The sequence below is a fragment of the Salinivibrio sp. PR5 genome, from assembly GCF_001996085.1.
Classification (GTDB): Bacteria; Pseudomonadota; Gammaproteobacteria; order Enterobacterales; family Vibrionaceae; genus Salinivibrio; species Salinivibrio proteolyticus.
Genome location: NZ_MUFK01000001.1, coordinates 69,374 through 95,650 on the forward strand (window position 1 = coordinate 69,374; position 26,277 = coordinate 95,650).

The window sequence follows — 26,277 nt, forward strand, 5'->3', positions numbered from 1 at the left end:
TGGATAAAAAAACGCCCCGACATTGTCGAGGCGTAGGCGTTGCTATTGGTGCTTAATTACAGCACGTGCACAGAGGCGGTGTTGGTGGTACCAGAAGGCACAAGCGCGCCTGAAACCATGACCACGATGTCGCCTTTATGCGCCAAACCAGACTCAAGCGCGATGGTTTTACCGCGACGGTAGAACTCATCGGTGCTGTCGATGCTTTCGATCATCACAGGCGTCACACCTTTGGTTAGACACAGGTGAGCGGCTGTTTTCGGGTTGGTGGTGACCGCGATGATGTTTGCCGTTGGGAAGTACTTACGTACTGAGCGTGCTGATTTGCCCGCTTCTGTGGCAACAACAATCAAAGGTGCACCCAACTTCTGAGAGGTATCAACCGCGCCTTTACAGACCGCTTCGGTGATACGCAGGCGATCGCTATCGAGACGAGAACCCAGTGCAGGTGACATTTGACGGTCAGTACGCTCACAGATTTGCGCCATGATGCTCACCGCTTCAACCGGGTATTTACCTTTCGCTGACTCGCCAGACAGCATGACGGCATCGGTACCGTCCATGATCGCATTCGCCACATCACCGGCTTCAGCGCGGGTTGGACGTGGGTTTTTGATCATTGAGTCCAGCATTTGTGTTGCGGTAATAACCATCTTGCGAGCACGGTTACACTTCTCGATCATCATCTTCTGCGCGAAGATCACTTCTTCCACTGGGATTTCTACGCCCAAGTCACCACGGGCTACCATGATACCGTCAGACGCTTCCAAGATAGCGTCAAAATTGTCGACACCTTCTTGGTTTTCAATTTTAGAGATGATCTTGATGTCGCTGCCGCCGTTTTGAGCCAGCAGCTCGCGGATTTCTTCCACGTCTTCTTTCTTACGAATAAATGAGGCCGCAACAAAGTCGACGCCTTGCTCACAACCAAATTTTAGATCCGATTTATCTTTTTCAGCCAGTGCAGGCAGGCTCACCGAAACACCTGGCAGGTTAACGCCTTTGTTTTCGCCCAACTCACCGTTGTTCAGTACCTTACAAACCACTTCTTTTTCAGTCGTTTCTAGTACTTCCATCTCAAGCAGACCGTCATCAACGAGTACAGTGTTGCCTGCTTTTAGGTCACGAGGTAGGCCGGCGTAAGTAACGGCTACGCGATCTTTGTTACCCACGACAGAGGTGTCTGTGGTGAAAGTGAACGTTTGACCAGCTTCTAATGCGACGTCGTTACCACCTTCGAGTTTGATGGTGCGGATCTCTGGGCCCTTGGTATCGAGCAGAATCGCAACTTGCTTACCGGTTGTCTTCATGACGTTGCGCAAATTTGTGATACGCGCACCGTGTTCGGCATAGTCACCGTGTGAGAAGTTAAGACGCATCACGTTCATGCCTGCATCAACAAGCTTAGTCAGCATCTCTTCCGATTCAGTTTTAGGTCCAATCGTACAAACGATTTTGGTCTTTTTCATCGACGCATTTCTCCGGTCAAAAATTGAAACATAAACTTGGGGCCTAACTGCAAAAGACTGATTTAAATGTAATTAAACAACATAAACAGGTCGTTATCGCGGTGCAGTTAGCAAAATTCTCGCATTTCTCAATGACGTTACCGCAGCCTTCACGCTGAGGTGACGTCACTGTTTTATCGATCGTGAGTATAGATTGTCTGCGTTGATCTGTGTTGATCACGGGCAATAAAGGCGTTGTTGGTGTAACACGATTTCACCCAGTGCCATCGATTCACCATTCACCTCCCATCCTTTGGGCGCGTAAATTTACCACAGCTCACCGTCCAGATCATTACAAGCCGGTGACAGTAATCGGTTTCAGCACGCTTTTATTTTGATGATTACGTTTTCTGTTGATTCTCACCCCGTGCGACATGGTGGTTGTTTTATGCGCTATTAGTGATTCTTTTGTCATTAATGAGTGTGATCTGTCTTCCAATTTGAACTGGATCATGCTTTTTTATTAAGTCTTTTGCGTTCACCTAGAATTTATCTACTATCAGAGCACTTTCGATGGGCTGCCTAACAATGTTTGCGCGTACTTTACGGTTTTTGACAGGGATGCTGCTTATAGTCTGCACTTATGCGAGTACGCAGGTGTGGGCCGATGACGCCTATCTGTCAGAAAATAAAGACATTTTAGTCGCCACCCATTCCTCTGTGTGGAAGCCTTATAGCTATTTATCCGACTCAGGTCAGCCCAAAGGGCTATTGATCGATTTCTGGCAGGCTTATGCCAAATACAATCATGAACCCATTCAGTTTGTTCTGTTAGATTGGCCTGAAACCCTTTCTTACATGCGAGAAGGCGGTAACCGTGTGCATGCCGGTTTATTACGTTCGCCTGAACGTGAGCGCTTTTTAGATTTTGCGACGCCAATTTTTAATATCAATGGTTCTTTGTATGTGCAAAACCAGCCGGGCAGCACAGATATTAAGCCTTTAGCGGCAGATCAAGTCGTTGGTGTGGTAGCAGAAAGCTATGAATCCTCGTTCTTAGCCAAGCACTATCCACAAGTGGAGCAACGTCGCTTTTTGAATAACGAGGATTTATTTGCGGCCGCGCTAGAGGGTGAGATCCAAGCCCTTGTGGCAGATAGTCAGGTCGCTAACTTTTACTTTTTGACTCAAGGGAAACCGCTAGCATTTGTCGCGGAGCAGGTTCTTTATACCCGTCCAATTTATGCAGCAGTGCCGAAAGGCAACCAAGCATTGCTTGATGAAATACGTGTTGGGATCAGTCGTATTCCGTCTGAGGAACTACTACGGATTAAGCAAAAATGGATTAATACCGAGCGGGTTGAGGCGTATCCCGATTGGTTAATCCCGACCATAGTGATCATGGTGGCATTGAGCGCCGTCGCGTACATCTTTTTCCTCAAGCGCATGGTGTATAAGCGCACCGTTGCCTTGCGCCAAGCCAATGCCCGCTTGCGTGAATTTGCCAATACTGACCCACTGACTCAATTGCTGAATCGACGTGGCCTAGAGGGCTATTTTTCTCGCCTTAAACCCAAACTTCAGCGTCAGCAAGAAATGGGGCTGATCCTCATCGACCTCGATCACTTTAAACAGGTGAATGACAAATACGGTCATATGCAGGGTGATAAAGTGTTAGTGCACCTTGCCAGTTATTTAAAGCGACTGGTGAAGCATGGCGCCGTGGCGCGTTTAGGGGGCGAAGAATTCTGCGTGCTGTGTCCGGCCACGTCATTAGATGAAATGATCGACATAGCCAACCATATCCGCTGCGATGTGGCAGACAGTGTGTTTGAGTTCGATGGCGCCGAGATTCGTGTCACCGTAAGTATTGGCGCAATTGTATCCAGTGATGTTACTGACGACATTGCTTCGCTGGATTTGGATACCTTGACCCATGCCGCTGACCTTCTTATGTACCGTGCGAAAGATCGTGGTCGTAATCAAGTGATGCTGGCCTCCTCTCAATCAGTGACCACACCTATCGCAGAAGCCTGATACCGTTTTCTGTTAGGTAAAAACACGCTTTTCGTTTTCTTTTCTTGCAGCGTTTTCATCATTAAATATACTGTACATATATACAAGTATTTTGATGATGAAAACACTCGACCAATTAGCCCAACAACACGGCCTATGGCGCGCCAGTCAGCGGCCGTTAATGGCGGAATTACCCGATAAAAAAGCGACCGGTTATAGCGCCTTTGATCAGTGCCTTGGTGGACTCCCGTCTCCAGGTGTGACAGATATCATCAGTGACTATGGCGTCGGTGAGTTGCGGCTGGTGTTACCCGCGTTGTATCACGCCAGCGGCCAACAGGTGGTGTGGATTCGTCCACCGGTTGGACTCAACGCAGCGATGCTACACCAGCAAGGCTACTCCACAGACAACACCTTGTTGGTGTCCCCCAAAAGCGATCAAGATGCGCTGTGGGCCGCTGAGCAAGCGGCGCGCAGTGGCGCGTGTCAGGCGGTAGTGTTATGGCCATCTTCGCTCACGGTGGGACAAGTTAAGCGCCTAAAACTGGCGGCTGAACATGGCCAATGTGCGGTGGTGCTGTTGCGCCGCCAGCAGACGTACTCATTGACCTTGCCGGTCGATTTAAGCGTGGCGCTGGCCCCTTCTGCATGTGGCGTGACGGTCACGGTGCGCTATTGTCGCGGCCAATGGCCACCGGCCCCGTTTACTCTTGATTGGCGCACGCAATGGCCCGCGTTGGTAACCTGGCCGAGCAACGCTGAGAATTTGCTTGCCTTTCCCTTACGACAACAGCGGGAGCAAGCGTAATGTCATTGTGGCTGTATCTGCATTGCCCGAGCTTGCTGTTAGATAGCCTTTATGCGCCGTCATCGGTGCAAGCGGTGGGGCTGGTTAGCGAGCAAGAAGGCCGTTTAGTGCAGCTCTCTGTAGCGGCTAGCACGCACGGTCTGAATACCGGTATGGGATTAGGGGCAGCAGCGCTTATTTGTCATCAGCTCGCGGTCTACCCTTATTGCGCGGTGAAAGAGCAGTCCGCGCTTGAGCAGCTCGCCACACAGCTTTATCCGCTGGTCGCGGAAATCAGCCTTAATCCCCCTAAAGGTTTATGGCTATACGTGTCACCGATGTTGGCCTTATATCAGGGATTTCCTCCGCTATGGCAGGCGGTGACTCAAACGCTGGTGGAAAGTGGTATTCGTTATCAGGCCGGGGTGGGCGAAACGCCGCGAGCCGCCGAGCTTATGGCGTATGGCCACGCGGGCAAGATCAGTACCGACCCTGAGCATTTGCAGGCGGCTTTGCAGCAACTGCCTTTGGCTGCAGCCCCCTTACCGGAGAGGGTGAAAACCCAGTTTACGCGTCTGGGCCTCTCTCAGTTAGGAGATCTTATCGCCTTGCCCACCGCTTCGCTGACGCGACGTTTTCCGCGCTCTGTGGTGGATTATCTTGCTGAAGTCAGTGGCGATAAGCCGACGCCGCTGCGTTATTTTCAGCCACCGCTGCAATTTTTTCAGCAACGGGTTTTATTGTTTGAGCTCAGTGAGCAAGCCCATTTATTGCCCATTATCGAGAATCTCGTCTCGGCACTGTGCCGCTTTCTTGAGCAGCGTAGTGCCTGCACGCCTGCGCTGACGTTGGGCTTTAGCTTGCGTGATGGATGTGAAGAAACCCTGCCGGTGATGGCCGCGCATGGTGAGAAAGACGTCGAGCGCTGGATGGCATTGGTGCGTTTACGGCTGGCGTCATGGCAAGTGAGCCAGCCAGTGACGGCAGTGAGTGTGTGCGCCACGCAAATTGATTGCCATCAGCCTGGACAAACCGATCTCTTTAGCGCGCAGCAAGGCGAGCAAAACCGTGATGAGTTGGTCGCGACACTGGCAGCTCGATTAGGGGAGGAGGCGGTCATGCGGTTGGCGTATGTGGATCATCACCGTCCCGAGGCGGCCAGCCAACATGTCCCTCATCATCACCGCGCCACGCCGGCTGCCTCGGCACCCACGCGTCCACGCCCAAGTTTATTGCTACCGCAACCCACACCACTGGTGGGTAAGGTCACCTTACGTGAAGGGCCGGAGCGAATTGTCACGGGCTGGTGGGAAGGCGTGCCTATCCAGCGCGATTACTTTATTGCCCAAAACGCCCAGCAACAATGGCTGTGGGTGTTTCGCACGCCAGAACAAACCTGGTTTTTACACGGCTGGTTTAGTTAGACGATGAAGCGATGAGTACGTATGCCGAGCTGGTATGTTGCAGCAATTTCTCCTTTCTTGAGGGCGCCTCACACCCGGAAGAGCTGGTGGCGCAAGCGGCAGCATTGGGCTATCAAGCGCTTGCGATCACTGATGAATGCTCGGTCGCAGGAGTGGTGCGTGCGTATCAAGCCCAGCGTGATTATCCGCAGCTTTCGCTGATCATTGGCAGTCGCTTTCGCCTGCAGGCGTTAGATGTTGTTCTATTGTGTCCTACCCAAGCGGCTTACCAAGAGTTGTGTCGGATTATCACCAATGCGCGGCGACGCAGCCACAAAGGCGACTACCAGCTGAGCGAGTGGGACTTGATGTCGGTGCGTCATGGCTTGGTGCTATGGCTACCCAGTGGCGCGGAGAATGATCATCACTGGGCAAAATGGCTGCTGCGTTATCATGCCGAGCGCTTGTATCTGGCCGTGCGGCGCGATCTAGCGGATAACGACCATCCGTATCTGGCGCACTGTCGCATGCTGGCAAGCCAGTATGCGCTTCGCGTGACCGCGTGTGGTGATGTGTTGATGCATCACCCTGAGCGACTGGCGTTACATCATACCTTAACGGCAATTCGGCATCGCCAGCCTGTCGCTGAATTGGGAAGGACGTTATTACCCAATGCAGAGCGCGCCTTACGCCCGCTGTCTAAACTACGCTCTTTATTTCCCCCTGAGTGGCTGGCGGAAAGTGCCAACATTGCCGCTCAGTGTCAGTTTTCCTTGGCGAGCTTGAAATACAGCTATCCCAAAGAAGTGGTGCCGACTGGCGAGCCTGCGATGGCGTATCTGCGTGAGGCGGTCAAGCAAGGCGCACAGCAGCGCTTCCCTAAGGGCGTGCCTCGTGACGTGGGAGCCATCATTGAAAAAGAGCTCGCGCTTATCGAGGCGCTCGATTATCCGTATTACTTTTTGACTATTTACGATCTGGTGCGCTTTGCCCAATCGCGTGGGATCTTATACCAAGGGCGCGGATCGGCGGCGAACTCGGTAGTGTGTTATTGCTTAGGGATCACCGCGGTGGATCCATGCAAAGTCGATGTGCTGTTTGAGCGCTTTATTAGCAAAGAGCGCGACGAGCCGCCGGATATTGATGTGGACTTTGAGCACCAGCGCCGTGAAGAAGTGATCCAGTATTTGTATCAAAAATATGGCCGAGAGCGGACCGCCTTAGCGGCAACCGTGATCCGTTATCGGCTGAAAAGTGCATTGCGCGATGTGGGCAAAGCGTTGTCGATCCCCGCTAGCCAGATTGATTTTTTTATTCAAAACCTCAATCGGCGCGATAAAACCCAGCCTTGGACGCAGCAACTTCAGCACTTGGGCCTCGATCCTAAAAGCGCGAAAAGCCAACAATGGCTGTCGCTTACCCAGACATTGATCGGTTTTCCGCGCCACCTTTCTCAGCATGTCGGCGGCTTTGTGATTGCGGATGGGCCTTTGTATGAGTTGGTGCCGGTGGAAAATGCGGCGATGGCAGAGCGGACGGTGATCCAGTGGGATAAAGACGATCTGGAAACGCTGCATCTGATGAAAGTCGACGTGCTGGCGCTGGGCATGCTCACTGCGATTCGGCGTACCTTTGATTTGATTGCCCAAACCGGTGGCCCTCGCTTGAGTTTGGCGGCGATCACCCAACAAGGCGACGATCCGGCGGTGTTTGCGCGTATTCAGCACGCCGATACCGTGGGAGTGTTTCAAATTGAGTCACGGGCACAAATGAGTATGCTGCCGCGGCTCAAACCGGCTTGTTATTATGATTTGGTAATCCAAATTGCCATTGTCCGCCCCGGTCCGATTCAAGGTGACATGGTGCATCCGTATCTAAAGCGACGCGACGGAGAAGAAGTGGTGAGCTACCCGTCTAAAGCTGTTGAGCAAGTGCTGGCGCGTACGCTCGGGGTGCCCATTTTTCAAGAGCAGGTGATCAAACTGGCGATGGTAGCGGCCGGCTTTTCCGGTGGGGAAGCGGATCAGCTGCGCCGCGCGATGGCCGCTTGGAAGAAAAAAGGCGGACTGGCGTCGTTTCGCGACAAATTGATCGCAGGGATGACTGCGCGAGGCTATCGCGCCGACTTTGCCGAGCAGCTTTACCGGCAAATCTGTGGGTTTGGTGATTATGGCTTTCCAGAGAGCCACTCGGCTTCGTTTGCGGTTTTGGCCTATGTCTCAGCGTGGCTAAAGCATTATTATCCCGCCGCGTTTTACACCGGCTTGCTTAATAGCCAGCCGATGGGGTTTTACTCACCGTCACAATTGATGCAAGACGCCACGCGCCATCAGGTGCCTGTGTTGCCGGTTTGCGTGCAACACTCGGGAGCGGATCATTGCTTAGAAAAGGTCGGCGAACAGTGGGGCGTGCGGCTGGGGTTGCGGTTAGTCAAAGGGTTGAGTGCGACGGCAATAGACCGGTTGCTGGCCCATCGTCCAGAGACGGGATTTGCGTCTTTGTCGGCACTGCAAGGGATAAATCTTGACCGCGATGCCTGTCAAGCCCTAGCCAGTAGTGGCGCACTGGCATCGCTGGCTGGTAACCGCTTTCAGGCGCGCTGGGCGCTGATGGATCAGCAGCGGCAGTTGCCGTTACTGGCCGCCAGTGACGATGAGGTGGCGTTGCCTCATTCACCTTCCCAATGGCAGAACGTGATTGAAGATTACGCGGCCTTGGGGCTGTCGCTCACCGATCATCCTATTCGTTTGATGGCGCAAGCCGGCACGCTGGGCCGTTTTACTCGTGGTGTTGAGTTATCACAGTGTGCGTCGCAAAGCTGGGTGGCGGTAGCGGGGGTGGTGACGGGTAAGCAATCCCCGGGTACGGCCAGTGGTGTAACCTTTGTCACCTTGGAAGACGAGACGGGCAATATCAATGTGGTGGTTTGGGCGGGGACGGCACGGGCGCAATCCCGTGCTTTTATGCAAGCCAAGGTGTTGAAAGTGCATGGCATTGTCGAGAGACAGGGCGAGGTGGTGCACGTGATTGCCGGTAAGTTGATTGACCTGACCCCAACGCTCACCACCTTGTCGGTGGCCGCGCGTGAATTCCGTTAACGCGACGCGCTAACCGCGTCGGGACAGGCGGGCGCCGGACACGCGGCTACCGCTTGAATACGCTGACGATGCAGCTCATCACGAATCGCCGCCCCTTTAAAGCCGGCGTCGACAATTGGCTTAACCTCTACCTGTTGCGCGCAAGCAAAGCGCTCGCGTAAGGCATCGGCTTGTGGATAGTGATAGTTTTCACGTCCCTTGCGGCCACGCACATCAGCTAAACACGCCAAGGCCAATTGCTCGACCCGCTCGGGTTTGCGCCACGCATCGATCTGATTAAACAGCGCTACCCAATGCTCAGGGCTGAGTTGATCGCACTTATGAATCTTGGAGTGGTGCGCACTGACCACCAAGGCCAAATCCCGATAGGCGTTGGGGATACGTAGTCGCTCGCACAGCTCTTTGATAACGGGCAGTCCGCGATCACCGTGGCCGCGATGGCCAGGCAGAATAGAGGCAGGGGTGAGGGCTTTACCGAGATCATGGACTTGTGCGGCAAAGCGGATGCTTTTGTCATCGGTCAATGAGGCGGCATAACGGCTGACCATTTCCGTGTGGATGCCGGTATCGATTTCAGGGTGCCAGTTGGCTGGATTCGGCACGCCGTACAGGGCGTCGATTTCAGGAAGCACCACGGCAAGGGCACCACAATCGCGCAGCACAGCAAGAAACACATCGGGACAATCACTGCCGAGCGCTTTTTCCCACTCGCGCCAAACCCGCTCAGGGGTGAGGTGGGCGAGCTCGCCCTTGGCGACCATCGTTTTCATCAGCGTGAGAGTGCCATCGGCAAGGGTAAAGCCGAGTGGCGCAAAACGGGCGGCAAACCGTGCCACGCGCAGTACCCGCAATGGATCTTCGCTAAAGGCGGGCGAGACATGGCGCAAAATCCGGTTGTGTAAATCTTGCTGGCCGCCATACGGGTCAATCAAGCTGCCATCTTCGTCTTGGGCAATGGCGTTGATGGTGAGATCACGGCGCTGAAGGTCCGCTTCCAGTGAGATATCTGGTGAGAAGTCGCAAATAAACCCGGTGTAGCCTTGGCCTGATTTACGCTCGGTACGGGCGAGGGCATATTCTTCGTGTGTGGTGGGGTGTAAAAACACGGGGAAGTCTTGGCCGACTTGCTGGTAACCGGCCGCTTGCATTTGCTCGACGGTCGCGCCCACGACCACCCAATCTTTATCTGTGACCGGCAAGCCTAATAGCGCATCACGTACTGCTCCGCCGACAAGATAATGTTTCACACGAGACTCCTTGTTTGGATTAACCTTGGAATCCGGCATGGCAACCATGCTGACTCCGATTTCTTTCCCAAGTATACATATTGAAATGCAGCACGGATATTTTGTGCCTGAAAATTGGCGTGGCGGTTGCAATAAAAAAGGCCGCCGAGGCAGCCTTTTTCAGTCATTATGCCCAGCCGTCACGGCGACGTTTTTTACGTGGGATAAGATGTGGCAGCACAAGGCCAAACAGTAAGCCGCCGCCAGCCACCATACCGCCGTAGGTAAACCAGCGCATCAGCAGGTCGTCTTTTTGGGTATCAATCTTGGCGCGCAGTGCACGAATTTCACTTTGTGCCTCAATCAACTTCTTATTGAGATCGCTGCTGTGTGCTTCCAGCTTGGAAATTTGTTCGTTGCGTTTTGCTAGCGATTCAACCAAGCCTTTTTGCTGTGCTTTGGCATCATCTTGGGCGCTTGCCAGCGCGGATTTAACCCTTTTCAGCTCCGCTTCTAATGCAGGCAGTCGCTCTTTTAAGCCCGGTTGCGTGGTGACGTAATCACTTTTTACCCAGCCTTTACGGCCACGGCTATCAACCACTTGGGTATAACCAGCATCGCGGTCGCGGCTTAATACGGTGATTTTATCGCCCGCATCGACGCTACCAATAATGCGATATTGTGTACCTGGACCAGAATGCATGTAGGTAAACAATTCGTCGGAAATATAGTTTTCTGCCATTGCACGGGGGGCCACAAGTACAATCAGCAACATAAGAGCAGAATACAGGTGTTTCACGTCTGGGGTCCTTTGCGTTTTTTCAGTATGGGACACATCGCCTTTGTTGCGCATAGTGCCATAGGCCAAAAGGAAAGGGGAGCCATGCTCCCCTTTTTTTGACCGTGATTTGACATCACTCGCTCAGTTTACGCAAATGCAGCGGTCATCACATGGTAAAAGATCACAGCTAGCAAGGCGCCAGCCGGTAGCGTGATAAGCCAAGAGGCGACAATGTTACGCACTACGCCTAAATTGAGTGCGGCAATACCACGGGCAAAGCCGACGCCGAGCACCGCTCCCACCAAGGTTTGGGTGGTCGAGATAGGCAGGCCTGTTCCTGAAGCGACGACGACGGTACTTGCGGTCGCCAATTGTGCAGCAAAACCGCGGCTTGGGGTGAGTTCAGTAATGCCTGATCCCACGGTGGCCATCACGCGGTGTCCGAGTGTAGCCAAACCGACTACGATCCCGATGCCGCCCATAGGCAGAATCCACCAAGCGATATGGGTTTTCTCAGCCACTTCCCCTAGGTTTTGTACCGTGGCCACAATCGCAGACAGAGGACCAATCGCGTTAGCCACATCATTAGAACCATGAGCGAATGCCATTGCACAGGCGGTGACGACCATCAACAAGCTGAAAATACGTTCAACGCCTTGAAAGCCTTGATTCTCGTCGCCGCGATACTTACGGGAAATATAGTACACCCCATAGAACATAATCAGCGCAGAGAGCACGATAGACGCGCTAATGGCCTCAAAGGCGGAGAGGTGAAGACCAACGTGTTTGAGGCCTTTTTTAATGGTTACCATCGCGATGATAAACGCAGTGATAAACATATAAATGGGAACAAAGCGTTTGGCGTTTAGCACCGGATGATCGGTATCGAAGATAAGGCGTTGTGCACTGAGGAAGATGAGGTAGGCAAAGATGCCCGAGATAAGCGGTGTGATAATCCAACTGCCCACAATGCTTTGTACGGTGTGCCAATCCACCGCCTCAGAGCCGACAGACAGGCAGGCAAAGCCAATGATGGCGCCGATGATAGAGTGGGTCGTCGATACTGGCCAGCCCATGTATGAGGCAAGGAGTAACCAAGTGCCAGCCGCCAGCAGGGCTGACATCATACCAAACACCAACTCAAGCGGCTGATCCGCGTAGAGTGCGGTGTCAATTACCCCCTTTCGGATGGTGTCTGTTACCTCGCCGCCAGCAAGATAAGCGCCAGCAAATTCAAAAATCATGGCAACAATAATGGCTTGTTTCACGGTCAGCGCTTTAGAGCCGACCGACGTGCCCATTGCATTGGCGACGTCGTTGGCGCCGATACCAATTGCCATTAAAAAACCAAAAGCCGCGGCGACCATAATTAAAATGGTCCCGTGATTCATCAGGATTTCCATTGTAGTACCTTGTTATTACATCACTCGGTTAGGAACGGGAAAGCATCACCTCTAAGCGCGCGCCAACACGCTGCGCTTGATCGGCGATTTCACCGACCCACTCAAGGATTTTGTACAAGAACATGACGTCGACCGGGTTATATTCGTGTTCGACAGCCATCAATGCTTGGCGAAGTTGGATTTGCATGGAGTCGGTATCGTCTTCAATCACATCCAACTGATGAATCATTTCTGCCACCAAGGTCACTTCGCGGCCTTTGAACCCAGTTTCTAGTAACTCTTCCAGTTCATTGATCACACGGCGTGCTTGATCGGCTGCATCCAAACAACGCTGGACGTAGGCGATAAAGGCATCATTCATCGAGGGGGGCATACGGAGCTGACGGCCAATCACGCGGCCAGCGATATCCTTTGCCAAGTTTGCCAACTTATCCTGTTGGGTGAGCAGCTCCAGCATGTCTGTCCGATCAACAGGCATAAAGAGACCGCGGGGAAGTTTGAGTCGTATATTGCGTTTCAGTGTATCTGCGTCTTTCTCAATATCAGAAATTTGCTGACGCAGTTGGTTAGCCTGTTCCCAATCTTGACGCTCACAGGCGTTAAAAAAAGGAATGAGTAACGCACAGCAATCGTTCACACGATTAACATGGCGTTGTAAGGGTTTAATTGGGCTTTTTGCAAACAGCCCGACAATTGTATTTACTGGCATAGCCGTAATCTACCTGGTTGCCTCGTGCCCAAAGGGCAAAATGGAGGCCAAACGTTCAACGATGGTATATCGGAGCGGCGAATGGTAGCGCAGAACATTGGTTAAAGAAACAGCTTTTGTGATCTCACCCTCATTGCGCCTGATCAAGCCTGATAACTCCAGTACTTGCCGACAGGATCAATTGTTCATATCCTTGTCTGGCAATTGGCTATAGGTACCCGTATGGACACTGAGATAGAGCTCAAGTTTTTTGTCTCTTCTGACTTCTCTCACCGCATTCGCGATAAAATTGTCGGTGTAAAGCAGCTACAGCAGAGCCAGCGCGAGCTGGGAAACATCTACTTTGATACGCCAGATTTTACCCTACGCAAACACGATATCGGTTTGCGGGTGCGCCGCTTTGACGGCGTTTACATTCAAACGCTGAAAACGGCGGGCCGGGTGGTCGCAGGGCTACATCAACGCCCTGAGTACAACGCCGAGCTTAACGGACCTGAGCCGGACCTTTCTTTGATCCCGGTCGAAGCATGGCCCGATGGATTAGATATACAAGCGCTTGCGAGTCAACTTCAGCCGCTATTTTCGACTGATTTTGTGCGCCGTCAGTGGCTTTTGGCGACCGAAGACGGCAGCCAAATCGAACTGGCCTGTGATCAAGGCGAAGTGTCGACGGATGCGGGTGATAAAGACGTGATTTCTGAGGTTGAACTGGAGTTGATTTCTGGTCAAACCGATGCCTTGTTCTCACTGGCGCGTAACTTGGCTGATGAAGGCGGCGTGCGTCTTGGTAATTTAAGTAAGGCTGCGCGTGGCTATCGTTTAGCAACGGGTTACCAAGGCGATCCGGTCACGGCACTATCGATTGTGAAGTTACGTGATGACGACTCTCAAGAGAAAGCGCTGATCCGTATTTTGGAGCATGCGCTGAGCCATTGGCATTACCATGAGCAAATCTACATTGAGCGAGAATCGCTCGATGCGCTGCAAGAAATTCGCTACGCGGTATTACTGATCCGTCAAGCGCTTGCGTTGTTTGGTAGCGTGGTGCCTCGCCGTGCTAGCACCCTTTTGCGCCAAGAGCTGCAATGGTTTGAAGGCGAGCTAGCTTGGCTTGACCATGCCACTGCCATTGCTCGTTTATGCGAAGATAAGGGGCAATATTTACGCAAACTTAATGCCCGTAAATCCTTGGTTAAGGCACTGAAAGACAAGCACGAAACCTTGCCTGAGCGAGAAGATGTGGTTGCGCTACTCCATGCGTCACGTTACTGCAACTTGCTGTTGGATTTAAGTCGGTGGATTTTATCCAAAGGGTGGCAGCCTTTCTTAGATGACAAAGCGGAAGAAAAGCTTGCCCAGCCTATCCAGCAATTTGCCGACAAAGCCTTGCCTGATTCTTGGCAAGAGCTGTTGGCGGTTTTTGATGAGACCAAAACCCTGACGCGGCACGACTATTTTGATCAGTATCCAAGACTGCAACGCAACTTGTTACTGGGTACCTGCCTCGCGTCTTTGTTTGATAAAAGCCGGCGTAAAGCGTTCCGCCTGCCTTGGCTGGATATGTTGCAAGGCATTGAAGAGCTGCGTCTACTCGAGCCTGTGCGTGAACTGGTGGCAGAGTTGGATGACGACGAAGATAAGAAGCAAGCAGAAAAATGGTTGGCGCGTAAAGAAGAGTCGTTATTACACGCGATGACGCAAAGTCGACAAACAGGCCTGACGCTTACCCCCTATTGGCAAGATTAAATGCCTTCTTATAAAAGCAGCTCAAGGAGCTGCTTTTTTTATACTGCGTGTGCGATCGCAAATTGAATAACGATCTTCTCCAAGCGGAAAGAAACGCAATCTACATCAAAACGCTAGGTTACTCGGTTAGTTATAACCGCGCGGTGAGGTATCAGGGGCATCTGTTGTGCTGATTAACTTATCATTATTGAATATGGATGTGGGCAATTATCACAAATAAGGTAAACAAGGGTTTAGTCATCGCCGGATTTACCGATATAACGAATTGTCGAGAATAATTATCGCCCGCCTCGTAGGGTCGCGAGTCAGCATTGATGTGGGCATGGAGTGTGCAGGATTATGGCGAAACATAGCTTCTATGCATGGGAAAAACCAGTAACCAATCTGCGTTTAGTTCCCAAGCTGGTTATTTTGATGGTATTTAGCACCGTGTTGTTGGTGGGTAAGCAATTATGGGATGCACAAACATTCCGTCAATCTGTGGTGGATTTTACCCTCAAACAGACACAAGAATTGGCGCGCTCGGGCGCTGCCATGACCAAAGCATTGATGGCACAGCCTGACGGTGAGCGGCTGATGCGAGAAGCGGTCGAGAGTATGAATGCCGAGTTTAACGAAGGTGCCTATTTGTACTTGGTGAATGATAAAAAGCGTCAGGTGTGGGCACATCCTTCAATGACCCAATTCGCTGAGCTACGCGTGCCAGATGATCACCAAGATAGCGACGTGGCTGACCTATTTCTCAATCAGTCGAGCGCATTTAGCTATACGGTGTATGACGGCGCACGACATGGTTATGCGGTGCCTGTTGCCGGCAGTGATTGGTGGATTGTTGCCTCTCAGCCAACGTCGGAAGCCCAGTCGTATTATCACGACTATATGATCCAAATAGCTTGGCAGACGGCACTGATGATTATCTCCTTTATGGTCATTTTGCTGGGTGGCTCCAATATTATGCTGCGGCAAATCAATTACCTCACCGATAGAATTCGAGCCTTGGCGCAGCGAGATTTAAGCGAGCCAATCGAAATGAACAGCCGTGATGAGTTTGGCGATCTGGCGCGTGAGCTCGAGACCTCTCGCCAACAACTGGTGGATGTGATTGATGCGCAGCGTCAAGCCGCTGATGAGTTATCCTCGTTAGCAGAGATTATGACCATCAGTATGGCGGAGACAAAAGAATCTGCGCAGGAACAGTTTGCCGAAATCGATCAGCTTGCTTCAGCGATGAGTGAGATGAGTGCCACGGTGCAGAATGTGGCTGAACATACGCGTGAAGCCTCGAAAGCCACTGAAGCGTCGAATGAACAGGCGGCAAGTGGTCAGCGCTATGTGGGAACGACCATCAACACCATCAACGAGTTGTCTAGCGACATTAGTCAGTCCTCACAAGTGGTGAGCCAAGTTGAATCGCAAGTGGAAAAAATTGGCACTGTGGTTGTCACTATCCAAGGGATTTCTGAGCAGACCAATTTGCTGGCTCTCAATGCCGCAATAGAAGCGGCGCGTGCTGGGGATAGCGGACGTGGATTTGCGGTGGTTGCCGATGAAGTGCGTAAGTTGGCACAACATACCCAAGAGGCGACGGTGGAAATTCAGGATATGATCACCCAATTGCAGCAAAGTGCGCAACAAGCAGTGAGCTTGATGGAGCGTAGTGTGAGTGAGGCTGATAGCAGTGTTGATTCGGTCAGCCAAGCGGGCGGGGAACTCGATCAAATCGTGGCGCAGATCCGTTCTCTCAATGATATGAATTTCCAAATTGCTTCGTCGTCTGAGCAACAAGCTTCGGTCGCGGGTGAAATGAACCAAAATCTCACCAACGTGAAAGAGCTGGTGCAAGCTTCTGTGACCGTGGTCACCGAGTTGCATGAAACTGCAGAAATGGTGGAGCAAAGTGCCCAATCGCTTAATGAAAAAATTGGCGCATTCAAGATTTAATCGACGCGTTTTTCACACTCTGGAACGGCCCGCTGCGCATGCGGGCCGTTTTTTGTTAATGTCAAAGCAGGATAGCGCAACAAGGAATCACCATGGCTTTGCCTGATATGCTTGCCCCAACTATCAATCATCATACCTCCCAGCTTGAAGCGCACTGTGCAGAGGCATTGGCGCGCTGGCAAGGCTGTGCCCGAGAGCAACTCGAGCGGGCGCTTGGATGCAGTGAATTTATTGCGGCCGCCCTATTACAGCAAGCCGGTTTATTGGACTGGTTATACCAACATCGTGATGATCCATGTCGCGCGAGTCAGTACCCATCCTTATTAGCCCAAGCACTTGAATCGGTTAACGATGAAGCCGCGTTCCATCGCGTGTTGCGTCAGGTGCGCCAACAAGAGCTGGTGTGGATTGCTTGGCAAGATATCCAAGGTAATTGGTCAGTAGAGCAAAGTTTACAGCATCTATCGGCATTGGCTGAGGCGCAAATACTGGCCGCCTATCAATGGCTTTATGCGCATTGCATTCAGTCATGGGGCACGCCAATGAATGCGGAAGGTGAGGCGCAACCTATGTTGATCCTTGGCATGGGCAAGCTGGGGGGCTGTGAGCTGAACTTTTCCTCAGATATCGATTTAATTTTTACCTATCCCGACAATGGCGAAACGCAAGGTGCGCGACGCAGTATTGCCAATGCGCAGTTTTTTACCCGATTAGGACAACGCTTGATTAAAGCGCTCGACCAACCGACCGTGGATGGTTTTTGCTATCGGGTTGATATGCGTTTGCGCCCCTTTGGCGATAGTGGTCCTTTAGTGATGAGCTTTGCTGCGCTCGAAGATTACTATCAAGAACAAGGCCGAGATTGGGAACGCTATGCGATGATCAAAGCGCGGGTGATGGGCAAAGAGCAATACGATTGCTATCAAAGCTTGCGTCAGATGTTGCGCCCATTTGTCTTTCGTCGCTATATAGACTTTAGTGCCATTCAAGCTTTGCGTCGTATGAAGCAGTTAATTCAGCGTGAGGTCCGTCGACGCGGGTTGACGGACAATATTAAATTAGGCGCTGGCGGTATTCGCGAAATTGAATTTATTGCCCAATCTTTTCAGCTGATCCGCGGGGGCCGAGAGCCGAGTTTGCGTCAGCGGGGCTTGTTAGAGACCTTGGCGGCGCTGGATGAGCTGGCGTTATTACCCGCTAACGATGTGGCGCAGTTGAAGGCCGCGTACCTTTACTTGCGTCGGGTAGAAAACCTGCTGCAAGCGATTGACGATAAACAAACCCAAACGCTTCCGGAGACGGAGCTTGATCGAGCACGTTTGTGTGCGGCGTTAAATGAATCGGATTGGCCATCCTTGGTCGCTAAAATTCACCAGCATATGCATGCGGTCCATCAGGTGTTTTCTGGCTTGATTGGGGATGATGAGCAAGAAGGCGATGCCGACGTTGATAGCGAATATCATGACTTGTGGGCGATGGCGCGGGATCCCGATAATGCGAATTTGATCTTGGCCGATCTTGGCGTGCCCGAGACCAGCATCGCAGATCAATTGCTGAGCTTTAAGCAAGAGCTGGCAAAGCGGACCTTGGGCCCGAGAGGTCGGGATGTGTTAAACCGCCTTATGCCAGTATTACTCAGTAAATTACTGGCGCAGCCTCATCCTGAACGCGTACTGCCGCATATTACTCACTTATTGGTCAATATTGCGACACGCACGACCTACCTTGAGCTTCTGGACGAGCACCCTAGCGCCATTGACCAAGTCCTACGCTTATGTGCCGCGAGTCCCTTGGTTGCAGAAAAGCTTGCCCGTTACCCCATGCTGTTGGATGAGCTATTGGATTTAACCCATCTCTATCAACCGTTAGCGCCCGACGCGTATCGGAGTGAGCTTGGGGACTATCTGGCGCGGATCCCGGTTGAAGATATGGAACAGCAGATGGAAGCGGTGCGTCAATTCAAGCAAACCCAGTTACTGAAAATTGCTGCCGCTGATATTGCGGGGGTATTGCCGGTGATGCGAGTGAGTGACCACTTAACCTATTTAGCCGAAGCAATTGTGGAAGCGGTGGTCAATCAAGCGTGGTACCAAATGACCGAAAAATATGGTCAGCCCACGCATTTAACCGACCGTGAAGGGCGCGGGTTTGCCGTGGTCGGCTATGGCAAAGTTGGCGGTTGGGAATTAGGTTATAACTCCGATTTGGATGTGGTGTTTTTGCATGACTGTCCAAGCCATATAGAAACCGATGGCCGCAAGGTGATAGATGGCCGTCAGTTTTATTTACGACTGGCGCAACGGATTGTGCATCTTTTCTCAACCCGCACGGCATCTGGGGTGTTATATGAAATTGATACCCGTCTGCGTCCCTCGGGTACCTCAGGAATGTTAGTCAGTACCTTGGAAGCGTATGCGGATTACCAGCAAAATGAAGCGTGGACTTGGGAGCATCAGGCGCTAGTGCGTGCGCGCATGATCTATGGCGATCCGTCTTTAAGCCGAGCATTTTCTGAAGTTCGTCAGCGTATTCTTACCATCCCAAGAGACCCAGAGACACTGCGTGAGCAGGTCTCGTCGATGCGAGAGAAAATGCGCCAGCATGCGCACCGACATGACCCAGCCGTGTTTGCGATTAAGCAAGATAAAGGTGGGATCACGGATATTGAGTTTCTGGCGCAGTATTTGGTGTTAAGCCATAGCCAGCAGTATCCGGCCTTAACGCGCTACAGCGATAATGCGCGTATTTTTGAACAAGCCGGAGAGACGGGTGTGATGCCGATATCACAAGCTTTGGCGCTGAAAGAGGCGTATACCGGTATGCGTAATGCGCTTCATCGCAGCCACCTTGCTGGTGAATCAGGCGTGGTGCCTCAAAGCGAATTTGTGACGCAAAGAGAGGTGGTCGAACAGGCTTGGCATCAGTGGTTAGGTCAGCCATAGCCGCAAAAAGGGCCGCGCGAGCAGCCCTTTTTTAACTCAATACAACGAAGGCTCACCTTCGGGGCGTGTTTTAAAACGTCGGTGTAGCCACATGTATTGCTCAGGGGCGCGAAGAATTAAACGCTCAACCGCTTGGTTGGTAACCACGGCGGCTTCATGGGCGTCTTTAGGAAAGTGTTTGATTGGCGCCTCTATCTTAACGTGATACTGCCCATTGCGTCGTTGGCGTATCACGGAAAAAGGCACCACGGTTGCATGACCGGCAGTGGCGAGCAAGCTCGTCCCTGTGGTGGTACAGGCTTTTTCGACCGCAAAAAGCGGCGCAAAGGTTGAGCGGCGTCGGCCATAGTCATGGTCGGGGGCGTACCACATCCGGTGTCCTTCTTTGAGGTAGCGGATCATGGACTTGACGTCTTTTCGATCCACGCCAATGTTACGTTTCATTCGGCCACGAAACTGGAACCAGTCATAGACAGGGTTGGTATTGGGGCGGTAAACGCCAACGCCAGGTGTTTGGTCACTAAGGCCACGTGCACCGATTTCTAGATTGAGCGAGTGGACGGCGATCAGCAAAACCCCTTTACCTTGCTTTTCCAGATCAATCAGAGTGTCCAACCCTTCAATGGTGACATGCTTGTTGATTCGCCACTTAGGCCAAAACCACGCCATACCCGTTTCGAACAAGGCAAGGCCCGAATTCGCAAAATTATCTTTGACCATCGCGGCACGCTCAGCGCGGGTCATTTCTGGGAAGCAGAGCGCAAGGTTACGATCGGCGATGCCAACGCGGCGTTTCATCAGCGTATACATGAGTCGACCCAGACCGCGGCCCAAATAAAACTGGACGCGATAAGGAAGCCAACTTGCCAGATACATGAATCCGACACCAAGCCAAGTGTGCCAATACCGAGGGTGAACAAACCCAATCCGAAAAGTGGGCGCTGAAAAATCGCTCATAGCGTTAATGACTCATGAAAACCAAAACCAGAAGGGGCCAAGAGGCTTGCGCTATTGTAGAGCAAAATTAAAAAGCTGTCCCGCCACAATCGTGCGCGAACCTGCCTCACTGTGACGGTATCGAAATGTTTTTGCGTGTTTTTTGTACGGCGCGCCATCTGACAATAGGTCATTTTTATTGGGGCTGTGCTACTATCGCCCAGTAACGACAGTATCGGAGATCCAGATGAAACTTAGCCTTCCTGACTACAGCCAAGCCCAAGTCTTGGTCGTGGGTGATGTGATGCTTGATCGCTATTGGTATGGCCCAACGGGGCGAATTTCGCCTGAGGCACCTGTACCTGTAGTGAAGATCAATCAAACAGAAGAGCGCCCCGGTGGCGCAGCTAACGTTGCCATGAACATAGCTGCGTTAGGGGGTCATACCCAACTCATTGGTTTGACAGGCAAGGATGAGCAAGCCGATGCGCTCACGCAGAAACTTCACTCGCTCAAGGTTGCGTGCGATTTTGTCGCGCTCGATTCCCACCCCACGATTACCAAACTGCGGGTGATGAGTCGCAACCAGCAGCTGATCCGTCTTGATTTTGAAGAGGGGTTTGAGGGCGTGGATGTGGCCCCTATGTTGGCAAAAGTCGAAGCGGCTTTACCGCAATGTCAGGCCATGATTTTGTCCGATTACGCGAAAGGTGCACTGTCGCAAGTCCAACCTTTGATTCAGGCGGCCAAGCAAGCCGGTGTGACCACCTTGGTGGATCCGAAAGGTACTGATTTTGAGCGCTATCGTGGTGCCAGCTTATTAACCCCAAATATGGCTGAGTTTGAAGCGGTTGCTGGACGGGTAGACAGTGATGAAGACTTGGTCGAAAAAGGCGTTGCACTGATTGAAAAATATCAGTTGGGTGCATTATTGGTGACCCGCAGTGAACACGGTATGACGCTACTTCGTCCCGATGTCGCTCCACTGAATCTGCCGACACTGGCCAAAGAAGTTTATGATGTGACCGGGGCTGGCGATACTGTGATTTCGGTATTGGCGGCATCGTTGGCAGCGGGCAAGCCCATCGAAGAGGCCTGCGCACTGGCGAATGCGGCGGCTGGTGTTGTGGTCGGTAAACTCGGTACCTCTACCTTATCTACCATTGAGTTGACTGAAGCGATTCATGGCTCGCACGAATCTGGGTTTGGTGTTACCACAGAAGCGCAGTTGATTGAGGCGGTGAAAGTCGCCAAAGGGCGCGGCGAAAAAGTGGTGATGACCAATGGCTGCTTTGACATTTTACATGCTGGACATGTGGCGTACCTGAATGAAGCCGCCAAACTGGGAGATCGTCTGATTGTGGCGGTGAATACCGACGCATCGGTTCAAGCCTTGAAAGGGCCTGGACGTCCCGTCAACCCGACTGACCGACGTATGGCGGTATTGGCTGGCTTGGGGGCGGTCGACTGGGTGGTGCCCTTTAGTGAAGAAACACCTGCGCGCCTGATTGGTGCTGTCTTGCCAGATCTATTGGTCAAAGGCGGCGATTATCAGGTTGATGAGATAGCGGGTGCTGAGGCGGTGATGGATAACGGTGGCGAGGTGAAAGTGCTGAATTTTGAAGACGGCTGTTCCACCACTGAAATCATTGAGTCAATTCGTCGCGGTCAATAAAACCGAGCGAGTAACCGTCAATAAAAAAGGTGCCTGAGGGCACCTTTTTTGGATCAAAGATAGCGGCTAAGGCTTAGCGCTTTTCAATCAAGCCTTTGTTGATTTCTAGCAAGTCTTGCTCGCTAAGTGTCCCCACGGCTTGACGCAACTGAAGGCGGCTCAAGATGTAGTCGTAACGCGCATTCGATAGGTTACGGTTGGCATCGTACAGGCGGCGTGTGGCGTCAAGGACATCCACAATGGTACGTGTGCCCACTTCAAAGCCTGCTTCTGTCGCTTCAAGGGCTGAACGCGCAGAAATGACCGTTTGCTCATAGGCACGCAAGGCACCGATAGAAGCGTTAATGTCGTTATAGAAGGCGCGAACGTCCTTAACCGTTGAACGGAACGTGGCTTCCAAACTTTCCGAGGCCGCAACGAAGTTATACTGCGCTTTCTCAACGTTCGCTGAGGTGCTTCCCCCTGTAAACAGTGGCAAACTAAAGGTGAGTCCGGCACTGCCTTCGTTGGTATCGCTTGAATACGCATCACTGTGCTGATTATCGACATCTGTCATGCCGTATTTAGCGCTAAACGTTAAAGTCGGAAGATGGCCAGACTCAGCTAGCTTGATCTGCTCTTTGGCCGTATCACGGGCAATACGGCTTGCCAACAGCTTCAAGTTTTTCTCTTCGGCAGTTTCAACCAACGCGGTAGGCTGCTGCTGAGGTTTACTCGCGCTAAAACGTGCGGTATCTAACACGCGCAAATCACGTGGCGCTTCACCAGTGATCTCACGCAAGCCTTCATAGCTATTGGTTAGGGCATTCTGGGCCAAGATTTCGTCGGCGAGTACTGCGTCATATTGCGCTTGTGCATCGTGTACGTCGGTAATCGCGGAGAGCCCGACTTCGAAACGTTGTTTGGTTTGCTCAAGCTGACGGCCAACCGCCGCTTTTTCTGCTTTGACAAATTCCAGCTTGTCCATGGCACGGAGTACATCAAAGTAGGCTTGTGCGACACGCAGCATCAAGCCTTGCTGTTGCGCGGCGTAAACGGCATCTAGCTGACGCGCTTGCATTTCGCTGATATCGAGGTTGATCCAGCTATCACGCTTAAAAATTTGTTGGCTTAGACTGATGTCTGCGCTGGTGGTGTTACTGTCACGCTGATCGTTGCTGTCATTGCGGGTGATCGAATAGCCGGCATTTAACCCAATTTGGGGTAGCAATGTACCGCGCGTTGCATCCACGGCTGAAAACGCAGCGTCACGTTCAGCGGCGGCTTGATTGAGTGTGGGATCACTTTGCTTCGCTTGTTGGTAAATTTGGGCGAGATCGTCGGCTAGAGCCACGGAGCTTAGGCTGCCGAGTGCCAAGCCTAATGCCAAAGGGAGCAATTTTTTCATAGGTAGAATCCCTGAATTTGAGCTGTTCAATAAGAATACGACAACTAGCTTACCGCAATTATGCTTGCGTGAAACTGACAATTTGTTGAGATATTGAGTGTAAACTATCCGGTTTGCGATTGGGACTTAAAAATAGTTGTAACTTTTATCAAAAAAGTTAAGTTTAAGGTTTGCGGCGCAGCCGTGCCAATGATATGACTGCACCGCCACCACGAATAGCAAGGAGCGAGTATGTCCAGCCATCCCCCCGGTCAGTTTGGCCGTGAAGACATTGTGATTGAAGATATCTCACCATGCTATCAAGGGTTTTTCTCAATTCATCGCTATCAGTTTCGTCACCGATTGTTTAAAGGCGGTTGGAGTGGCACCGTGGTTCGCGAGTTGTTTGAGCGTGGTCATGCGGTGGCAGTACTTCCCTATGACCCTGTGCGTGACGAAGTGGTTATGCTAGAACAAATTCGTGTCGGTGCGATGGCAGCAGGGGCTTCGCCATGGCAGCTTGAGATTGTTGCGGGCATGATGGATAAGCAAGAGTCTCCCGAGCAAGTGGCACATCGCGAGGCGCGGGAAGAAGCCGGCCTTTTATTGCAGCAGATGGAGCGAGTGACCCGCTATTTATCCAGCTCCGGCGGCTGCACGGAACAATTAGAGGTCTTTGTGGCGATTGTCGATGCGTCTGAAGCGGCTGGCGTACACGGATTGGCAAGCGAAAATGAAGATATCTTGGTTCATCGATTCTCACGTCAACAGGCGTATCAAAAGGTGGTCGATGGCGAGATTGAAAACGCGGCATCCATCATTGCGCTGCAATGGTTGGAACTCAATGCTAGTCGGCTACGTCAAAGCTATAATGAACAAAACAATCAATAAACAGTAGGTGTGTGTGAAAACAGATTATCGAGTCGACTTGCCGGCGATGATGCGCCTGTATGAAACCAACTACGCCAAACTTGTCCGTTTAATGCCTAAACGCGACGAGGTCGGGCAAGTGTGTCGATACGATATTCAAGGGCAGGAATATGCGTTGGTTGTCCGTGAGTCAACCCGTTACACTACCTTACTGGACATTGCCCAGCTCGGCAAAGGCCAAGCCCCCGACTACTTACGCGCGAATTTAACCGTGCGCCTATACCATGATGCACGTGTTGCTGAAGTGTGTACCACGCAGCAGATTTCACGACTAAAACCGCGTTATGATTATCCGAATCCGCGCATGCATCAGCGCAATGAAAAACATCAGGTTAATGCATTTTTGTCTGATTGGCTGGCGCACTGTTTGCGCCGCGGCGTGACCGCCTCAGACTCCGTGTATAAATCATCGTTAAACTAAACCAGCAAAGGTATTTTCAACGTTGCAGCCTTGCCAGATTGAGAACGCGAACGGCGATTGTATTCGCCTTCTGCAAATCACCGACACGCACCTGTTCGCGGACGAACAGGGCAGTTTGCTGGGTGTTAATACACTGCATAGCTATCATGCGGTGCTTGATGCGATAAGCGCCACACAACGTACCTTTGACGCCATTATTGCGACCGGTGATTTATCTCAAGATCACTCAGCTTTATCTTATCGCCGCTTTGTAGATGGAGTTCAGCGTTGGCAGCAACCCTGTTTTTGGCTGCCGGGAAACCATGATTTTCAACCCGAAATGCGTTCGGTGTTGCAATCTGGCTCGCTGTCGCATTGTTCACAAGTGTTGCTTGGCAAACACTGGCAAATGATATTACTCGACAGCCAAGTGTCGGGCGTGCCACATGGTGAATTGTCTAGCGAACAGTTACGCCTTTTGGAGCAGCATTTAAGCGACTACCCACAGCGCCATGCGCTGGTGTTATTGCATCATCACCCCCTAGAGGCCGGCAGTACTTGGCTTGATCAGCACAAACTGGTCAATCGCGAACGGTTTTGGCAGATCATGGCGGCCCACCCACAGGCAAAAGCTGTGGTGTGTGGGCACATTCACCAAGCGCTGAATGTTCGCCATCAAGGTGTACAAGTTATGGCATCGCCGTCAACCTGTATCCAATTTATGCCGGACTCGCATGATTTTGCATTGGATAACCAAAACCCCGGCTGGCGCTGGTTGGATTTGCACAGTGATGGACGGATTGAGAGCCAAGTCGAGCGTGTGACGGGGCAACAGTTCCGTCCTGATTTTGACTCCAGTGGATACTAACCCTATGGCCTCAGCACTGCTCTATCTCCATGGCTTTAATAGCTCTCCGCAGTCGTTAAAAGCACGACAAATGCGGGCGTATTGTCAAACGATGCGCCCTGATATTCAGGTACTCGTCCCGCAACTGCCTAGCCACCCACAACCCACCGTGAACCTGTTGACTGAGTTGGTCGATACCTATGGTGCCACCCATCAGCTGGGGCTCGTTGGCAGTTCACTGGGGGGATTTCTCGCCACTTGGCTCAGTGAGCGCTATGATATACCGGCGGTGTTGGTCAATCCCGCGGTACGCCCATATGAGTTATTGCAAGATTATATCGGCGAGCAGGTGAATCCTTACACCCATGAGCGCTATCAACTCGATGCTGACGATATTTTGGCGCTGCGCACGCTGGATGTGCCTACCTTGACGCACCCTTCGCAATTTTGGCTGCTGCAGCAAATGGGGGATGAAGTGCTCGACTATCGTCAAGCGGTTGAGAAATTTAGTGCCAGTCGACAAACGGTTGAGCCAGAGGGCGATCATAGCTTTGTTGGCTTTGAACGCTACTGCGCCGACATTATCCAGTTCCTTGGATTGTAGCCTCCTTTTATTGCCAACG

At 51.9% G+C, this 26,277-nt stretch carries 19 protein-coding genes; 12 read left to right on the forward strand and 7 right to left on the reverse strand.

The annotated features are described in order from the left end of the window. Window positions 1-56: 56 nt before the first annotated feature. Window positions 57-1,469: a pyruvate kinase PykF gene (gene pykF / locus BZG82_RS00300; protein ID WP_069591007.1), complete on the reverse strand. Its 1,413-nt coding sequence runs from the start codon at window positions 1,467-1,469 to the stop codon at window positions 57-59. Between the two features lie 600 nt (window positions 1,470-2,069). Here pykF and BZG82_RS00305 point away from each other — a divergent pair. From BZG82_RS00305 to BZG82_RS00320, 4 genes are all read left to right on the forward strand, one after another. After that, window positions 2,070-3,485 carry a transporter substrate-binding domain-containing diguanylate cyclase gene (locus BZG82_RS00305; RefSeq protein ID WP_158075968.1) on the forward strand — a complete coding sequence of 472 codons (1,416 nt, stop codon included), beginning with the start codon at window positions 2,070-2,072 and terminating at the stop codon, window positions 3,483-3,485. Between the two features lie 94 nt (window positions 3,486-3,579). Beyond that, a complete protein-coding gene (gene imuA, locus BZG82_RS00310) occupies window positions 3,580-4,272 on the forward strand; it encodes a translesion DNA synthesis-associated protein ImuA (RefSeq protein WP_077662771.1) in 693 nt (230 codons plus the stop codon). Then, entirely contained in the window at window positions 4,272-5,675 is a 1,404-nt protein-coding gene (locus BZG82_RS00315) for a Y-family DNA polymerase (RefSeq protein ID WP_077764929.1), read from the forward strand. The genes imuA and BZG82_RS00315 overlap by 1 nt, the downstream gene beginning before the upstream one ends. An 11-nt stretch (window positions 5,676-5,686) precedes the next feature. Beyond that, a complete protein-coding gene (locus BZG82_RS00320) occupies window positions 5,687-8,752 on the forward strand; it encodes an error-prone DNA polymerase (RefSeq protein ID WP_077764930.1) in 3,066 nt (1,021 codons plus the stop codon). Here the strand turns inward: BZG82_RS00320 and BZG82_RS00325 are convergent. The 4 genes from BZG82_RS00325 to BZG82_RS00340 all read right to left on the reverse strand — a co-directional run bounded on the left by BZG82_RS00325 (window position 8,749) and on the right by BZG82_RS00340 (window position 12,871). Beyond that, on the reverse strand, window positions 8,749-9,999 hold the full coding sequence (locus BZG82_RS00325) for a multifunctional CCA addition/repair protein (RefSeq protein ID WP_077764931.1): 1,251 nt from the start codon (window positions 9,997-9,999) through the stop codon (window positions 8,749-8,751). The genes BZG82_RS00320 and BZG82_RS00325 overlap by 4 nt on opposite strands. A gap of 166 nt (window positions 10,000-10,165) precedes the next feature. Then, window positions 10,166-10,777, reverse strand: coding sequence for a TIGR04211 family SH3 domain-containing protein (locus tag BZG82_RS00330; protein ID WP_069590822.1), 612 nt, complete (start codon window positions 10,775-10,777; stop codon window positions 10,166-10,168). A gap of 128 nt (window positions 10,778-10,905) precedes the next feature. Then, entirely contained in the window at window positions 10,906-12,162 is a 1,257-nt protein-coding gene (locus tag BZG82_RS00335) for an inorganic phosphate transporter (RefSeq protein ID WP_077479495.1), read from the reverse strand. Window positions 12,163-12,190: 28 nt separating this feature from the next. Next, complete coding sequence (locus BZG82_RS00340; RefSeq protein ID WP_069590816.1) at window positions 12,191-12,871, reverse strand: TIGR00153 family protein; 681 nt, start codon at window positions 12,869-12,871, stop codon at window positions 12,191-12,193. Between the two features lie 222 nt (window positions 12,872-13,093). Between BZG82_RS00340 and BZG82_RS00345 the strand changes: the two genes are divergently transcribed. From BZG82_RS00345 to glnE, 3 genes are all read left to right on the forward strand, one after another. Next, the gene (locus BZG82_RS00345; RefSeq protein ID WP_077662767.1) at window positions 13,094-14,617 is read left to right on the forward strand and encodes a CYTH and CHAD domain-containing protein; all 1,524 of its coding nucleotides are present in this window, start codon (window positions 13,094-13,096) and stop codon (window positions 14,615-14,617) included. Window positions 14,618-14,956: 339 nt separating this feature from the next. Then, window positions 14,957-16,558 carry a methyl-accepting chemotaxis protein gene (locus BZG82_RS00350; protein ID WP_077764932.1) on the forward strand — a complete coding sequence of 534 codons (1,602 nt, stop codon included), beginning with the start codon at window positions 14,957-14,959 and terminating at the stop codon, window positions 16,556-16,558. A 92-nt stretch (window positions 16,559-16,650) separates the two neighbouring features. Then, window positions 16,651-19,500, forward strand: coding sequence for a bifunctional [glutamate--ammonia ligase]-adenylyl-L-tyrosine phosphorylase/[glutamate--ammonia-ligase] adenylyltransferase (gene glnE / locus BZG82_RS00355; protein ID WP_077764933.1), 2,850 nt, complete (start codon window positions 16,651-16,653; stop codon window positions 19,498-19,500). A 36-nt stretch (window positions 19,501-19,536) separates the two neighbouring features. On the opposite strand, the gene lpxL is transcribed toward glnE, so the two are convergent. After that, window positions 19,537-20,457 (reverse strand): LpxL/LpxP family Kdo(2)-lipid IV(A) lauroyl/palmitoleoyl acyltransferase, encoded by a 921-nt coding sequence (gene lpxL, locus BZG82_RS00360; RefSeq protein ID WP_077764934.1) that lies wholly within the window; start codon window positions 20,455-20,457, stop codon window positions 19,537-19,539. Between the two features lie 226 nt (window positions 20,458-20,683). On the opposite strand from lpxL, the gene hldE reads away from it, so the two are divergent. Next, window positions 20,684-22,111 (forward strand): bifunctional D-glycero-beta-D-manno-heptose-7-phosphate kinase/D-glycero-beta-D-manno-heptose 1-phosphate adenylyltransferase HldE, encoded by a 1,428-nt coding sequence (hldE, locus tag BZG82_RS00365; RefSeq protein ID WP_077479490.1) that lies wholly within the window; start codon window positions 20,684-20,686, stop codon window positions 22,109-22,111. A 73-nt stretch (window positions 22,112-22,184) separates the two neighbouring features. On the opposite strand, the gene tolC is transcribed toward hldE, so the two are convergent. Next, complete coding sequence (gene tolC / locus BZG82_RS00370) at window positions 22,185-23,498, reverse strand: outer membrane channel protein TolC (protein ID WP_077678334.1); 1,314 nt, start codon at window positions 23,496-23,498, stop codon at window positions 22,185-22,187. 231 nt (window positions 23,499-23,729) lie between these two features. Here tolC and nudF point away from each other — a divergent pair, with 231 nt between their 5' ends. Genes nudF through yqiA form a run of 4 tightly spaced genes read left to right on the forward strand, consistent with a single transcriptional unit; the run spans window position 23,730 to window position 26,258 of the window. Continuing rightward, window positions 23,730-24,368, forward strand: a complete 639-nt coding sequence (gene nudF, locus BZG82_RS00375) for an ADP-ribose diphosphatase (protein WP_077764935.1) — start codon at window positions 23,730-23,732, stop codon at window positions 24,366-24,368. 13 nt (window positions 24,369-24,381) lie between these two features. Continuing rightward, window positions 24,382-24,828 carry a DUF1249 family protein gene (locus BZG82_RS00380; RefSeq protein WP_108742936.1) on the forward strand — a complete coding sequence of 149 codons (447 nt, stop codon included), beginning with the start codon at window positions 24,382-24,384 and terminating at the stop codon, window positions 24,826-24,828. Between the two features lie 22 nt (window positions 24,829-24,850). After that, window positions 24,851-25,675 carry a 3',5'-cyclic-AMP phosphodiesterase gene (cpdA, locus tag BZG82_RS00385; RefSeq protein WP_077764936.1) on the forward strand — a complete coding sequence of 275 codons (825 nt, stop codon included), beginning with the start codon at window positions 24,851-24,853 and terminating at the stop codon, window positions 25,673-25,675. A gap of 4 nt (window positions 25,676-25,679) precedes the next feature. Further along, a complete protein-coding gene (gene yqiA / locus BZG82_RS00390) occupies window positions 25,680-26,258 on the forward strand; it encodes an esterase YqiA (protein ID WP_077479486.1) in 579 nt (192 codons plus the stop codon). The last annotated feature ends 19 nt before the right edge of the window (window positions 26,259-26,277 follow it).

Bases quoted from the DNA above. Each gene is read 5' to 3' on its own strand.
- glnE (WP_077764933.1), top strand. From the start codon at position 16,651: ATGGCTTTGCCTGATATGCTTGCCCCAACTATCAATCATCATACCTCC.
- yqiA (WP_077479486.1), top strand. From the start codon at position 25,680: ATGGCCTCAGCACTGCTCTATCTCCATGGCTTTAATAGCTCTCCGCAG.
- BZG82_RS00305 (WP_158075968.1), top strand. From the start codon at position 2,070: ATGCTGCTTATAGTCTGCACTTATGCGAGTACGCAGGTGTGGGCCGAT.
- BZG82_RS00340 (WP_069590816.1), bottom strand. From the start codon at position 12,871: ATGCCAGTAAATACAATTGTCGGGCTGTTTGCAAAAAGCCCAATTAAA.
- BZG82_RS00345 (WP_077662767.1), top strand. From the start codon at position 13,094: ATGGACACTGAGATAGAGCTCAAGTTTTTTGTCTCTTCTGACTTCTCT.
- tolC (WP_077678334.1), bottom strand. From the start codon at position 23,498: ATGAAAAAATTGCTCCCTTTGGCATTAGGCTTGGCACTCGGCAGCCTA.
- BZG82_RS00335 (WP_077479495.1), bottom strand. From the start codon at position 12,162: ATGGAAATCCTGATGAATCACGGGACCATTTTAATTATGGTCGCCGCG.
- nudF (WP_077764935.1), top strand. From the start codon at position 23,730: ATGTCCAGCCATCCCCCCGGTCAGTTTGGCCGTGAAGACATTGTGATT.
- lpxL (WP_077764934.1), bottom strand. From the start codon at position 20,457: ATGAGCGATTTTTCAGCGCCCACTTTTCGGATTGGGTTTGTTCACCCT.
- BZG82_RS00315 (WP_077764929.1), top strand. From the start codon at position 4,272: ATGTCATTGTGGCTGTATCTGCATTGCCCGAGCTTGCTGTTAGATAGC.
- imuA (WP_077662771.1), top strand. From the start codon at position 3,580: ATGATGAAAACACTCGACCAATTAGCCCAACAACACGGCCTATGGCGC.
- hldE (WP_077479490.1), top strand. From the start codon at position 20,684: ATGAAACTTAGCCTTCCTGACTACAGCCAAGCCCAAGTCTTGGTCGTG.
- BZG82_RS00350 (WP_077764932.1), top strand. From the start codon at position 14,957: ATGGCGAAACATAGCTTCTATGCATGGGAAAAACCAGTAACCAATCTG.
- BZG82_RS00320 (WP_077764930.1), top strand. From the start codon at position 5,687: ATGAGTACGTATGCCGAGCTGGTATGTTGCAGCAATTTCTCCTTTCTT.
- pykF (WP_069591007.1), bottom strand. From the start codon at position 1,469: ATGAAAAAGACCAAAATCGTTTGTACGATTGGACCTAAAACTGAATCG.